Origin of the sequence: Cypionkella psychrotolerans, assembly GCF_001294535.1 — a bacterium.
Classification (GTDB): Bacteria; Pseudomonadota; Alphaproteobacteria; order Rhodobacterales; family Rhodobacteraceae; genus Cypionkella; species Cypionkella psychrotolerans.
Genome location: NZ_LGIC01000065.1, coordinates 205186 through 218297, shown reverse-complemented (window position 1 = coordinate 218297; position 13112 = coordinate 205186). Strand labels below are relative to the sequence as shown.

Annotated in this window: 14 protein-coding genes; 8 read left to right on the top strand and 6 right to left on the bottom strand. The window is 61.0% G+C overall.

The window, feature by feature from the left end; genetic code table 11:
- The first annotated feature begins 92 nt into the window (after positions 1-92).
- The 4 genes from ihfB (at position 93) to AKV04_RS14235 (ending at position 2067) form a co-directional block, all read left to right on the top strand.
- On the top strand, positions 93-374 hold the full coding sequence (gene ihfB / locus AKV04_RS14255; protein ID WP_054007070.1) for an integration host factor subunit beta: 282 nt from the start codon (positions 93-95) through the stop codon (positions 372-374).
- Between the two features lie 63 nt (positions 375-437).
- On the top strand, positions 438-797 hold the full coding sequence (locus AKV04_RS14250; protein WP_054007069.1) for a LapA family protein: 360 nt from the start codon (positions 438-440) through the stop codon (positions 795-797).
- Between the two features lie 16 nt (positions 798-813).
- Positions 814-1476, top strand: coding sequence for a phosphoribosylanthranilate isomerase (locus AKV04_RS14245; RefSeq protein ID WP_054007068.1), 663 nt, complete (start codon positions 814-816; stop codon positions 1474-1476).
- Between the two features lie 204 nt (positions 1477-1680).
- On the top strand, positions 1681-2067 hold the full coding sequence (locus AKV04_RS14235; RefSeq protein ID WP_054007066.1) for a VOC family protein: 387 nt from the start codon (positions 1681-1683) through the stop codon (positions 2065-2067).
- A gap of 81 nt (positions 2068-2148) precedes the next feature.
- Here the strand turns inward: AKV04_RS14235 and AKV04_RS14230 are convergent, their stop codons facing one another.
- From AKV04_RS14230 to AKV04_RS14210, 5 genes are all read right to left on the bottom strand, one after another.
- Complete coding sequence (locus tag AKV04_RS14230; RefSeq protein WP_054007065.1) at positions 2149-2385, bottom strand: Lrp/AsnC family transcriptional regulator; 237 nt, start codon at positions 2383-2385, stop codon at positions 2149-2151.
- Between the two features lie 47 nt (positions 2386-2432).
- Complete coding sequence (locus tag AKV04_RS14225; RefSeq protein ID WP_054007064.1) at positions 2433-3971, bottom strand: ATP-dependent DNA helicase; 1539 nt, start codon at positions 3969-3971, stop codon at positions 2433-2435.
- Between the two features lie 244 nt (positions 3972-4215).
- Positions 4216-5508, bottom strand: coding sequence for a crotonyl-CoA carboxylase/reductase (ccrA, locus tag AKV04_RS14220; protein ID WP_054007063.1), 1293 nt, complete (start codon positions 5506-5508; stop codon positions 4216-4218).
- Between the two features lie 135 nt (positions 5509-5643).
- The gene (locus tag AKV04_RS14215) at positions 5644-6993 is read right to left on the bottom strand and encodes a 1-acyl-sn-glycerol-3-phosphate acyltransferase (protein WP_054007062.1); all 1350 of its coding nucleotides are present in this window, start codon (positions 6991-6993) and stop codon (positions 5644-5646) included.
- An 87-nt stretch (positions 6994-7080) separates the two neighbouring features.
- The gene (locus AKV04_RS14210) at positions 7081-7503 is read right to left on the bottom strand and encodes a hypothetical protein (protein ID WP_156317547.1); all 423 of its coding nucleotides are present in this window, start codon (positions 7501-7503) and stop codon (positions 7081-7083) included.
- 109 nt (positions 7504-7612) lie between these two features.
- Here AKV04_RS14210 and AKV04_RS14205 point away from each other — a divergent pair, with 109 nt between their 5' ends.
- From AKV04_RS14205 to deoD, 3 genes are all read left to right on the top strand, one after another.
- Entirely contained in the window at positions 7613-9574 is a 1962-nt protein-coding gene (locus AKV04_RS14205; protein ID WP_054007060.1) for a protein meaA, read from the top strand.
- Between the two features lie 90 nt (positions 9575-9664).
- Positions 9665-10015 (top strand): DUF6455 family protein, encoded by a 351-nt coding sequence (locus tag AKV04_RS14200; RefSeq protein WP_054007059.1) that lies wholly within the window; start codon positions 9665-9667, stop codon positions 10013-10015.
- Between the two features lie 52 nt (positions 10016-10067).
- A complete protein-coding gene (deoD, locus tag AKV04_RS14195; RefSeq protein WP_054007058.1) occupies positions 10068-10772 on the top strand; it encodes a purine-nucleoside phosphorylase in 705 nt (234 codons plus the stop codon).
- Here the strand turns inward: deoD and AKV04_RS14190 are convergent.
- Positions 10769-11647: a LysR family transcriptional regulator gene (locus AKV04_RS14190; protein ID WP_054007057.1), complete on the bottom strand. Its 879-nt coding sequence runs from the start codon at positions 11645-11647 to the stop codon at positions 10769-10771. The genes deoD and AKV04_RS14190 overlap by 4 nt on opposite strands.
- A 120-nt stretch (positions 11648-11767) precedes the next feature.
- On the opposite strand from AKV04_RS14190, the gene AKV04_RS14185 reads away from it, so the two are divergent.
- The gene (locus tag AKV04_RS14185; protein WP_054007056.1) at positions 11768-13087 is read left to right on the top strand and encodes a serine hydroxymethyltransferase; all 1320 of its coding nucleotides are present in this window, start codon (positions 11768-11770) and stop codon (positions 13085-13087) included.
- The last annotated feature ends 25 nt before the right edge of the window (positions 13088-13112 follow it).

The window sequence follows — 13112 nt, the reverse complement described above, 5'->3', positions numbered from 1 at the left end:
TTTGGAAATTATGCCTATAGTCCAATGCGTAACAGGTTGGCACGGCCGAGAATCCCATCAAGGGGCGCGGCACCACTAGGGGGATATCGCGGATGATCCGGTCTGAACTGATCCAAAAAATCGCGGATGAAAATCCGCACCTGACGCAGCGTCATGTTGAACGCATCGTCAACACGGTGTTTGAGGAAATCATCGAAGCCCTCGCCAAAGGCGACCGGGTCGAACTGCGCGGCTTCGGCGCGTTCTCGGTGAAGGCCCGCGATGCCCGCGTTGGCCGCAACCCCCGCACCGGTGAGGCTGTCAGCGTCGAGGATAAGAAGGTTCCGTTCTTCAAAACCGGCAAACTGCTGCGCGATCGGCTCAACGCCAAATAAGCCGCATTGCACCCCGGCGCTTCTGCCGCAATATAGCGGCAGAACCAGCGAAAAGGCGGTCCGATGTTTCGTTACCTGCGCTATCTGACTTTGGCGGCCGTTGGCTTGGCCCTGCTGATCGTGGCTTTGGCAAACCGCACCCCGGTTTTGCTGAAAGCCATGCCCGATGACTTTGCCGCCTTCCTCGGTCTGACATGGCAGATGGAACTGCCGGTGTTCGTGGTGCTGTTCGGCGGCATCGTGATTGGTGTGCTGGTGGGTTTCCTGTGGGAATGGGCGCGCGAGCATAAGCACCGCGCCACCGCCTCGACCAAAACCCGCGAAGTCAGCCGGCTCGAGCGTGAACTCGCCACCATGCGCGACGCCACCTCGCTGCCGCAAGACGACATCATCGCTCTGCTCGACCGCCCTAAGGCCAAGTAAATGCCCAAAGTCCACCATGCCTGACATTCGCGTCAAAATCTGCGGTCTGCGCACCCTAGACGACGTGGCCGCCGTGGCCGCGACCAAAGCCGCCTACGCAGGCTTTGTGTTCTTCCCCAAAAGCCCGCGCCACCTGACCATCCCGCAAGCCCGAGAACTCACCCTCGCCGCCCCCGTGGGTCTGGCCAAAGTCGCCCTTGTGGTCAATGCCGACGATGCCCTGCTCGATGCGATCACCGAGGCGATGCCCTTGGATATGCTGCAACTTCACGGCCATGAGTCCCCAGAACGTGTCGCCGAAATCCGCGCTCGCTACGGCCTGCCGGTGATGAAAGCCATTGGCGTTGCCGATGAGGGCGATCTCGCCGTCCTGCTGGAATACTCGCTCGCCGCCGACCAAATTCTGGTCGATGCCAAACCACCCAAGAATTCCGCCCTCCCCGGCGGCAATGGCCTAAGTTTCGACTGGAGACTGGTCGCCCAACGCCGCTGGCTGAAACCCTGGATGCTGGCAGGCGGTCTCACCCCCGATAACGTCGCCGAGGCGATCCGGTTGACCAACGCCCGCCAAGTCGATGTCTCCTCAGGCGTGGAATCCAGCCACGGCATCAAAGACCCGACCAAGATCACCGCCTTCGTCCAAGCCGCTACTCAAGACGGCCCCCCGATCCTGCGCTAGCACCGTTTTCAAAAGGCGCGAGCCCAAAAGCATTTGCTCTTTCTGAAATACTCCCGCCGGAGGCTTCCGACAGCTCCACCCCTCGCAAAGCCAGTAATTTCACCTTGGCCTAAATACTCCCGCCCGGCGCGCTCCCCCGTCTCACCCACTCCCAACACCAGCAATTTCACATTGGCCCAAATATCCCCGCCGGAGGCTCCCCCCATGCCCGCCTACATCACGCTTGGCGCAAATGACCCCGCGCAATCGCACGCCTTCTACGATGCCGTGCTGAAAACCATCGGCTGGTTCGCCCATGCCGATTTTCCCGGTGGCTGGAAATGTTACTCAGAAGGCGGCAAAGGCGAAGGCTTCAAATTCTGGGTCTGTCCGCCGTTCAACGGTGAACCCGCCACCCCCGGCAACGGCCAAATGCTCTGCCTGCCCGCCCGCAATCGCGCCGAGGTCGATGCCTTCCACGCCGCAGCCATCGCCCTTGGCGCAAAAGACGAAGGCGCCCCCGGCATCCGCGAAATTTACAGCCCAACATGGTATGCAGCCTACCTGCGCGACCCCTCTGGCAACAAACTCGCGGTGATGTTTGAAGGTTAACGCCAGATGAACAAGGCTATGCCAAGCCTTTGATTTTGCTAAAATCGCACCCGTGTCCACGCGTGGCCAAACGGCTTCGGCCTAAAACGCCTTAAACGTCATCGTCGTCAAAGTCCGCACAATCCCCGGAATATCAAAAAGCTTTTCCGACAGATAATGCCCAACATCGGCATCCTCCGGGATATAGATTTTCGCGATCAAATCATACTCGCCCGAGGTGGAATATAACTCAGAAACCACCTCGCGATCATAAATCGCGGTGGCGACCTCATAGGTCTTCCCGGGGGTGCAGCGAAATTGAACGAACACGCAGATCATGATGCCTCACAAGTTTCCCCCACCTTCCGCGAAAGCCCCGCCAGAGTCTAGTCATCCCCCTGCCCGGTCAGCGTCAGCGGCACCGAAGCAGGCCGCAAATCCTCGACCGTCAACCCCTGCAAAGGCCGCGCCAGCCTGTTGCGCACCACCCACATTAAGCGATGCTGCGCCCGTGTGATCGCCACATAAGCCAGCCGTTTCCACAGCGGCACCCCCGCCTCCGACCGCCCCGCCGCCGCCGCCGCATACAAATCCGGCGCGAACACCTGCACCGTCTCCCACTGGCTGCCTTGCGCCTTATGGATCGTCACCGCCGCCCCATGCAGAAACGCCGCCCCCATCGTCGCCGCGGACGCGATGAACGGCTCATCCTCATCCGGGCGCTCAATCTTGATGATTGAGGCGGCAGAGACCTGCGGGTCTTCCGCCCCCACCACATGGATCTTCGCAAACCCCGGCCGGTTCCCCGGCCCGAGATAGATCACCTGCGCGCCCTTGATCAGCCCGCGCGCTTCCAGATCAATCCGCTTCTTGCGGTGCTTCAAGGGAAGTTCAATGCCATCACAAATCAACGGCTCCCCCGGCAACAACTGATCATCCGGCGCGCCATGCGCCGCCCGAAACGCCGTAATCAGCCGTATTCGCGTCGCATTGCGCCAGACCAAAACCGGGCTGCGCGCCATCAGGTCGGCATCGACCCGTTCCGCCCAGACCACCCGCTCATCCTTCTTAGAGGCTGCCTCCACCATCCGCTCAAACTCATCGAACCCCAGATTTGGGTCGCCCAAAGCATGCGCCAAATCCAAAATCGGATTGTCCTGCGCCTGACGGTGGATGCGGGAAAGCACCAGCTTGCGGCCCTCGCCCAGGCGGTCAAACACCATCTCGCCCGACAGCCCCACCGGGGCCAACTGCGCCGGATCGCCGAACAGCACCAAAGTTGAGAAAATCTCGCGCAAATCGGCCAGCGCGCGTTCATCCAGCATCGAGGATTCATCGACGAAGCCGATGTCGAGGGGTTCCTCGCGCCGCTTCCAGCCCTTGATAAAATCCGAACCCCGCAACCCCGCCGCCGCCAGCGCCCCGGGAATCGAGGCAACATTCTGGTAGAACGCATGGGCGCGGTCGAGCGCCAGTTCGGTCAGCCCTTCGACAACGGGGCGCGGGCCCTGCCCGGTCAGCCATTCAGCGATTTTCTCATACTGCGGATCATAGACCGGCGTGTAGAGAATCCGGTGGATCGTCGTCGCAGGCACGCCGCGCATCCGCAACACCGACGCGGCCTTGTTGGTCGGCGCTAAAATCGCCAAGCTGCGGCGTTCTTTGCGCTTTTTCGGCTCGTAATCACCCGAGACCAGATCAACCCCCGCCGCCACCAAAGCCTTGTAAAGACTGGCGAGCAGCATGGTCTTGCCCGAGCCCGCCTTGCCGACCACCGCTAGAACGGAAGACTTATCCTCTGGCCGAGGCTCTAGCCCACCATTGTCCAGATCAATGCCCATGCTGAACAATTCCGCCGAAACGCGGTCATAGGCTTCGGCCTGATCGTCGGAAAAGGTCAGCTTCACGGGGGCAAGTTCGGTCATGGCGCGACCATAAGCGAGGTTGCGTGCAAGGGCCAGACCTGAACCCAAGGGCCGTTTCGCGGGGCATCGAGCCCCTTAAAACAGCGCTGCCGGGGAGGGGCTTTGCAAACGAGCGCGACCGGAGATCGCGAGGGAGGCCAGCCCCCCAGCTGACGCTCCCCCCGGAATATTTAGGCCAATGTGAAATTGTCAGAGGTTCGCATTGGCTCAAATATCCTCGGGGGTGATGCGGCGGAAAGCCCTTTCAGCGATTCAGGCTGGCGTCTAGCGTGTCTTCAAAGGTCCGCAGTCCCGTGCGCGGCGCTTGCACCAGCACCGCCATGTTGCCGGGTTTGTGCTTGTTGGTGCGCATCAGCATATGCGCCGCCGGGATTTCTGCCCAAGGGAAAACCTCGGACATGCAGGGGTCAAGCCGCCGCTCAATCATCAGCTTGTTCGCCGCCGCCGCCTGTTTCAGATGCGCAAAATGGCTACCTTGCAGGCGCTTTTGATGCATCCACATATAGCGGACATCAAAGGTGCAGTTGAAACCCGAGGTTCCCGCGCAGATCACCACCATGCCACCCTTTTTGCACACCAATGAGGACACCGGGAAGGTCGCCTCGCCCGGATGTTCAAACACCATATCGACGCTGACACCTTTGCCGGTGATGTCCCAGATCGCCTTGCCAAAACGCCGGGCTTCCTTCAACCAGTCGTTATATTCCGGCGTATTGACCGTCGGCAGTTGCCCCCAGCATTTGAAATCCTTGCGGTTGATCACACCCTTAGCGCCCAACCCCATGACAAACGCGCGCTTGTCTTCTTCCGAGATCACCCCGATCGCATTCGCGCCCGCCGTGTTGATCAGTTGGATCGCGTAAGAGCCAAGCCCGCCCGAAGCCCCCCAGACCAGCACATTCTGCCCCGGTTTCAGATCATGCGGTTCATGCCCGAACAACATCCGGTAGGCGGTCGCCAAAGTCAGGGTGTAGCAGGCCGATTCCTCCCAAGTCAGATGCTTGGGACGTGGCATCAACTGCTGCGCTTGTACCCGGGTGAACTGCGCAAAACTCCCATCCGGCGTCTCATAACCCCAGATGCGCTGGCTGGGCGAGAACATCGGATCGCCGCCGTTGCATTCCTCGTCATCGCCGTCGTCTTGGTTGCAATGCACCACGACCTCATCGCCGACCTTCCAGCGTTTCACCTTATCGCCCACCGCCCAGACGATGCCCGAAGCATCCGAGCCTGCGATGTGGAACGGCTGTTTATGGCCATCGAACGGGCTGATCGGCACGCCCAACGCCGCCCAAACGCCGTTGTAATTGACCCCCGCCGCCATCACCAAGACCAGCACGTCTTGGCTGTCGAGCTTCCAAGTGTCGACCACCTCAACCTGCATCGCGGTATCCGGCTCGCCATGCCGCGCCTGCCGGATCGACCAGGCATACATTTTCGCCGGAACATGACCCAAAGGGGGCATTTCACCAATCTCATAGAGATCCTTGACCGGAGCCTCATAGGGGGTGATTGCCGTGCTGATATCCAACGCCATGCTTGCCTCCAACAAATGCCGCGCCGCAGAATCGGGGCGGGTTGCGGCATTGATAGCGGGCCATTGCGCAACTTTGCAATAGTCTTGATGGATATTTTGTAATTTTATGTCCGCCGCGTTGCGGCAATTCTACGATTAGGCCTCCAATCGCTGCACCACCGGGGCGGCGTAAAAGGCGATCAGCGCGGCAGAGCCTTGGGTGATTTGCAGATTGGCGTCGATCAAACCCCGGTTGATCAGCGGCATGAGGCCCTCGTTCAAGCTGGCCTCCAGCCCCTGCGGCGGCAGCTTTTGCACAGCCCCTTGCGCTGAGAGCCGCGCCTGCAACGCGGTCACTGCGGCGCTCAGTGCCGCCCGATCTGTAGGTTTTCCCAACAGTGCCGCCGCCACCAAAGGCACCGGCAGCACCGGCACCACCTTGGTGATTTCCGACATCAGGTAGGCCCCCAACTCCTCGGTCGGCCGATTCGGTGCCTCGGCCAGAAAGGCGCGCAGAGACACGGGCGGGCCAAAGCCAGCCGCTGTGGTGCCGAACCCCTTGAAGCGACCGCGGAACTTGCGCCACAGATTGTGCAGCAAAAACCCGATGATCGCCAAGGGCTTGCCGCGAAACCTGCGTGTGCCTGCCTCCGCCGCACTGGTCAAAATCCGATCCTCAAGCACCCGATCATAGGCCAGTCCCACCGGCACAAACACCACGTCACGCCCGCCGGGCTCGTAGGCCGAGACGATGTAGCTGAGCAGCCCCATCTTCGCCGCCCCCACCCGACCATCCAAGCTTAGCCCGCCCTCCGGGAAAATCGCCTGCGTCGTGCCCTCTGCCGTCGCCATCTGCACATAGCGCGCGAGCACCCTGCGATAGAGCGTGTTGCGGCTGCCGCGCCGGATGAAATACGCCCCCATCGAGCGGATCAGCGCGCTCAGAGGCCATATCCGCGCCCATTCCCCCACCGCATAAGAAATCGCCGAGCGGTTCGCCACCAGCCAGGTGATCAGCACATAATCCATGTTAGAGCGATGATTCATCACGAAAATCACCGTGGCCTTCGGGTCGATATGCGCCAAAGCCGCGTCCACCTTGCCAATCCGCACCCGATACGCCAACCGCGACAGCCAACGCGCCAGCCGGATCGCCACACCGAAATACAGCGTCGCCGAAAACCCCGGCACGATCTCGCGCGCGTAACGGCGGGCTTCTTCAAACGCCACCGACCCCGGCACCCCGGTTTCCGCTGCATGATCGGCCACAGCCTCTAGCACACGCGGATCATAGGACAATCGCACGATCATGTCCTGCCTGCGCGCCAGTTTGAAAAACTCAATCGGGCGGTCCAAGCGGCGGTTCAGCCGCGATAGCGCCTTCTCGGCGCGTTTGCGAAAAAACCAGCGCACCGAGGGAAACAGGAAATGCGAGGCAAAAGTGATCGCCGCAAAAGCAAGGATCAGCAGCAGCAGCCAAAAAGGCACGGCGACGGGTTCTGTCATGCCGCAATACTGGCAGCCCGTCGCCGTCTTGAAAAGCGCCGTCTTTCAAAGTCAAATTTGGCTCAAATGCCGCCAGATCGGGTAAATTCATTCGGTGTAATAGTAATCCCCGGTCTCGCAGACATTGACGCGGGCCTTTTGCAGCACGGTGCCATCGGCAAACACCGCCTTGAAATCAAACTCGCAATAGCCCTGCGCATTGTCGAAATGCAGCTTCATCGAGGCCCCGTTCGCCAGCGTCGCAGACCCCATCACATCGCTGCCCCAGCGCGAGGCCCCCGAATTGGTCGATTGAAAGCGCACCAGCGTCAGCCCGGTGTCGTTGTGAATCCGCACCGTCCGGTCATAGGCGGCGGCTTGCAAGGTGGTGGCAGTCAAGGCGAGGGCAGCAAGGCTCAGGCGCAGGGAGGTGTTCAGCATGGTATCCTCTGGGTTCAGGTTGGCTGGGCTTAGATGTGCCGCAACTGCGGGACGTTTTCCAATGACAAGGGCTGTCATGTTCTTGGTCACGCGAAATTCCCAAGCCTTCGCCGCAACGCAGCGAATTGACACTTGCGTGAAATTGCGCTTAGTGCTGCACTGACGCAAGAATATTGCCGATGCGATTCAGGAGGCCGAGATGGCGCGCAAAGAAACCCCGTGGTTGTTCCGCACCTATGCTGGCCATTCCACCGCCGCCGCCTCGAACGCGCTCTATCGCAGCAATCTCGCCAAGGGGCAGACCGGGCTTTCGGTCGCCTTCGATCTGCCAACCCAAACCGGCTACGATTCCGATCACGAATTGGCGCGCGGTGAGGTCGGCAAGGTTGGCGTGCCGGTAAACCATCTGGGCGACATGCGGGCCCTGTTCAAGGATATCCCCTTGGAACAAATGAATACGTCGATGACGATCAACGCCACAGCGCCTTGGCTGCTGGCGCTGTATATCGCCGTCGCCGAAGAACAGGGTGCCGATGTGGCCGCCCTGCAAGGCACGGTGCAGAACGACATCATCAAAGAATACCTCTCGCGCGGCACCTATATTGCGCCGCCGAAACCCAGCCTGCGGATGATCACCGATGTCGCGGCCTACACCCAAAAACACCTGCCAAAGTGGAACCCGATGAACATCTGTTCCTACCATTTGCAGGAAGCGGGTGCTACGCCGGAGCAGGAGCTGGCCTTTGCGCTGGCCACGGCCTGTGCCGTGCTAGATGATCTAAAAGGTAAAGTTTCTGCGCATGATTTCCCCAGTATGGTCGGCAGAATATCGTTTTTTGTCAATGCCGGCATCCGCTTCGTCACCGAGCTGTGCAAGATGCGCGCCTTTGTCGACCTCTGGGATGAGATTTGCCTGACCCGCTACGGCATCACCGAGGCGAAATACCGCCGCTTCCGCTACGGTGTGCAGGTCAATTCTTTGGGCCTGACCGAGCAGCAACCCGAGAACAACGTCTACCGCATCCTGATCGAAATGCTGGCCGTGACTTTGTCGAAAAACGCCCGCGCCCGCGCCGTGCAACTGCCCGCTTGGAATGAGGCTTTGGGTTTGCCGCGCCCCTGGGATCAGCAATGGTCTTTGCGGATGCAGCAAATCCTCGCCTACGAGACCGATCTGCTGGAATATGACGACTTGTTCGACGGCAACCCGGCGATTGACCGCAAGGTCACGGCTTTGAAGGAAGGCGCGCGGGCCGAACTGGCGCAGATTGACGCAATGGGCGGCGCGGTCGCTGCCATCGACTATATGAAGGGCCGCTTGGTGGAGGCGAATGCCGAACGCATTGCCAAGATTGAATCGAAAGAAACCACGGTGGTTGGTGTCAACGCTTGGGTGGAAACCACGCCCAGCCCGCTGACCGCTGGCGATGGCTCAATCATGCTGTCTGATCCCAAGGCCGAGGCCGATCAGATCACCCGCCTCACCGCGTGGCGCGAAACCCGTGACGAGACCGCCGTGCAGGCCGCCCTCACTGCCCTCCGAGCCGCTGCGGCCTCCGGCGCAAACATCATGCCCGCCTCCATTGCCGCCGCAAAAGCCGGAGCCACCACCGGCGAATGGGGCCTGATGGTGCGCGCGGCTTTCGGCGAATACCGCGCGCCGACCGGCGTGTCCCGCAGCCCCTCCAACCGCACTGAAGGGTTGGAGCCAATCCGCGAGGCGGTGCAAACCCTCTCTGCCAAACTTGGCCGCCCGTTGAAGTTTCTCGTGGGAAAACCGGGGCTTGACGGCCATTCCAACGGCGCCGAGCAAATCGCCGCCCGCGCCCGTGATTGCGGCATGGACATCCATTACGAAGGCATCCGCCTGACTCCCGTCGAAATCGTTGCCGCTGCTGTCGAACAAAACGCCCATGTCATCGGCCTGTCGATCCTCTCCGGCAGTCACATTCCCCTGATCCGCGACACCTTGCAGAAAATGCGCGAGGCCGGGTTGTCGGGCGTCCCGCTTGTCGTCGGTGGCATCATCCCGGAAGATGACGCACGCGCCTTACGCGCCATGGGCGTCGCCGCCGTCTACACCCCGAAAGACTTCGAGTTGAACCGCATCATGCTCGATATCGTCGGTCTGGTCGACAAAACCACGCTTGCGGCAGAATGACGAAACTTCGTCAATCCGCGCAAGCTTTGCGCTAGATCAAATCTGCCCCCGGCAATTCATGGCACCCCTCGGACAGCAGAGGAGACACACATGTTTGACCGGATCAAGACCCTAAAACACCGCTGGCAAGACCTGAAAGAGATCGCACAGCTGAGCCAACGCGACTTGGACGATCTGGGTATGACTCGCGATCAGGTCGAAGCCTTCGCGCGGATGCCGCAAGATGTGCCCGATCGCGTGATCGCCATGGCGCAGATTTTCGGGCTGACCGAAGCGCAGGTCCGCGCCGACCACGATCGCTACCATGAACTGCTTTACACCTGTGGCCAGTGCAAAGACCGCAAAAACTGCGGCAAGGTGCTGGACCGCGGCGCGCTCGCCAAACCCTCGGATGCCGAGTTTTGCCTGAACAAAACCAGCTTTGCGGCGGGTCTGCTCTAAGGCTTCCCCTGCCCCGCAAAACGTCATAGCTTCGCCGAAAACGGAGAATGCAATGACCTTCCATATCGGGGCCAAACCCGGCGAGATTGCCGAAACCGTGCTGCTGCCGGGCGACCCCTACCGCGCCCGCTGGGCCGCGCAGAAATACCTTGAAAACCCGGTTTTGGTGAACGAGGTGCGCGGCATGTTGGGCTATACTGGCACATGGCGCGGCCACCGGGTCACCATCCATGGCTCCGGGATGGGGATGCCGTCGCTGTCGATCTATGCCAATGAATTGATGAAAGATTATGGCGCACAAACCCTGATCCGCATCGGCTCGGCGGGGGCTTTGCAGACTCATGTCAACGTCCGCGATGTGGTTTTGGCGCAGACCGCAAGCACCTGCGGCAGCCCGTCGCAAAGTCTGTTCCGCGAGTTGAATTTCGCCCCCTGCGCCGACTTTGGCCTGCTGTCCGCCGCCCATAAAGCCGCACTGAAAATCGGCACCCCGGTGCATGTCGGCGGGATTTTCTCGTCCGATACCTTCTATGACGAACGCCCCGACCTGTCGGATCAGTTGCAACGCCACGGCACGCTTTGCGTTGAGATGGAGGCCGCTGAACTTTACATGCTTGCCGCCCGCTACAACCGGCGCGCCCTCGCCGTGCTGACGATTTCCGACCATATCCTGACCCACGAAGCCCTGCCCGCCGACCAGCGCGAAACCAGCTTCGGCGCGATGGTCGAAGTGGCTTTGGAGGCCGCTTTCGCCTAAACCCGCGCGCCTGCCACCTGCAAAAACCGCGCGGCGCGCTGCACCGCAGAGCCCGGCCGCATCGGCCGGGCCGACCACAATCGCAAGCCACCCGGCAGCGTCACCCGCTGTTGAAATGGGGCCACCAACGCCCCTGCCGCCAGATGCGAAGCGACCAAGGCCTGATGCGCCATCAGCACGCCGGCGCCGCCCGCGGCCTCCTCCACCGCCAGCGCGTAGAGCGAAAACATCGGTCCACGCGGGGTGAAATTTGCCCCCGGCATTGCGGCCTCTGCCCAGATTTGCCAATCCTGCGCCCAACTCGCGTCGGTCAGGCAGGTCACTAGTGCCAAATCCTCGGGCCGTTGCAACTTTGCCGCAAGCGACGGGGAACACACAGGAAAAATTACATCCGGCGCGATAATCTCATCGCCCTCGCCGTAAAACAGGCTCAGATCATAGGGCAATCGCTTCAGGTTCGGCGGCGCCTCCATCGCGGTGATCGAGATTTCAATCTCGGGGGCCGCAGCGCGCAAAGCAGGCAAGCGCGGTGACAGCCACAGTTGCGCAATCGACGGCAAAGTCGCGATATGCACCACGCGGGGCGCTGCTTCGGCGCGCAGAACCTGCACCGCCGCCCCCAGCGCATCGAAGGCCAAAGTGAACTCGGGCAACGCCCGCGCCCCTGCCGCCGTCAGCACCACGCCGCGCCCAGCACGCTGAAACAACGGCGATCCCAACGCAGCCTCCAGCGCTTTCACATGCGCAGTCACCGCCCCCGCCGTCACCCCCAACTCGGCCGCAGCCAGCGCAAAACTGCCCAGCCGCGCCGCCGCCTCAAAGGCACGCAACGCCGACAGGGCCAAGTCTTTCGGGCGGGGTGGTGCAACAGCCATATTACCTCAATTTTTCTAAGCTTAGTTTTTCACACCATAATTTTTCTAACCCTAGTTTTCTGCAATTCTGATTTGCCCGCAAGCCCCCGCTCTGGTCTGCTGCTATAAAAGGAGATCACCATGCCCCATCTTTCCCGCCGCCCTTGGGTTCCTGATGCTTGCGAAGCCCTGATCCAACGCCTTGCCAGTGACGCCACCGCGCCATCAGCACAGGTCGCAAACCGGATTGAAGCGCTGATCCAAGCCAATGCACAAATCCACGACCGCGATTGCTTCAACCTCAACCCCGCCACCAACATCATGAATCCCCGCGCCGAAGCCGCCCTGTCGCGCGGCCTCGGCAGCCGTCCCTCCTTGGGCTATCCGGGCGATAAATATGAAATGGGACTGGAGGCGATCGAGGAGATTGAGGTCATCGCCGCCGAACTCGCCGCTGAGATTTTCCAAGCGAAATATGCCGAAATCCGCGTCGGCTCTGGTGCTTTGGCCAACTTATATGGCTTCATGGCGCTAACCAAACCCGGCGATGTGATCATCGCCCCACCCGCGACCATCGGCGGCCATGTTACCCATCACGCCGCCGGATGTGCCGGGCTTTACGGGCTGATCACCCATCCCGCCCCGGCCAATGCCGACGGCTATACCATTGATCTGCAACAGCTTCGCGCTCTCGCCCATCAGGTTAAACCCAGGCTGATCACTGTCGGCGGCAGCCTCAATCTGTTCCCGCATCCAGTCGCTGAAATCCGCGCCATTGCCGATGAGGTTGGGGCAAAGGTGCTGTTTGACGCCGCCCATCAATGCGGCATCATCGCGGGCGGGCTTTGGGCCAACCCGCTGAGCCAAGGCGCGCATCTGATGACGATGAGCACCTATAAATCGCTTGGCGGTCCGGCAGGCGGGCTGATCGTCACCAATGATGCCGTGATTGCCGAGCGCCTCGATCACATCGCCTATCCCGGCATGACCGCGAATTTTGACGCCGCCAAATCCGCAGCCCTCGCGCTGTCGCTGCTGGATTGGCGCGACTTTGGCGCGGCCTATACGCAGGCGATGGTCGATCTGGCGCAGGCCTTGGCGCGAGAACTCAGCGCGCTCGGCCTGCCGATCTTTGCCGCAGACAAAGGCAGCACCCAAAGCCATCAATTCGCGATTGAAGCGGCAGGCTTTGGCGGCGGTCAGACCGCCTCGAAAACTCTGCGCAAAGCCGGTTTCCTCGCCTGCGGTATCGGTCTGCCCATCGCGGAGGTCTCTAATGATCTCAACGGCTTGCGCATTGGTACGCCCGAATTGGTGCGCCGCGGAGTCACCCCGAACCACGCCCCTGCCCTCGCCGCGTTGATCGCTGAAGGCCTGCGCTCGAACGCGCCCGAAACACTCGCCCCCCGTACCGCCGCATTGCGGCAAAACTTCCAAGGCCTGCACTATATGCACCCTTGACCTAACCGATTCGTGGGCGTCTATT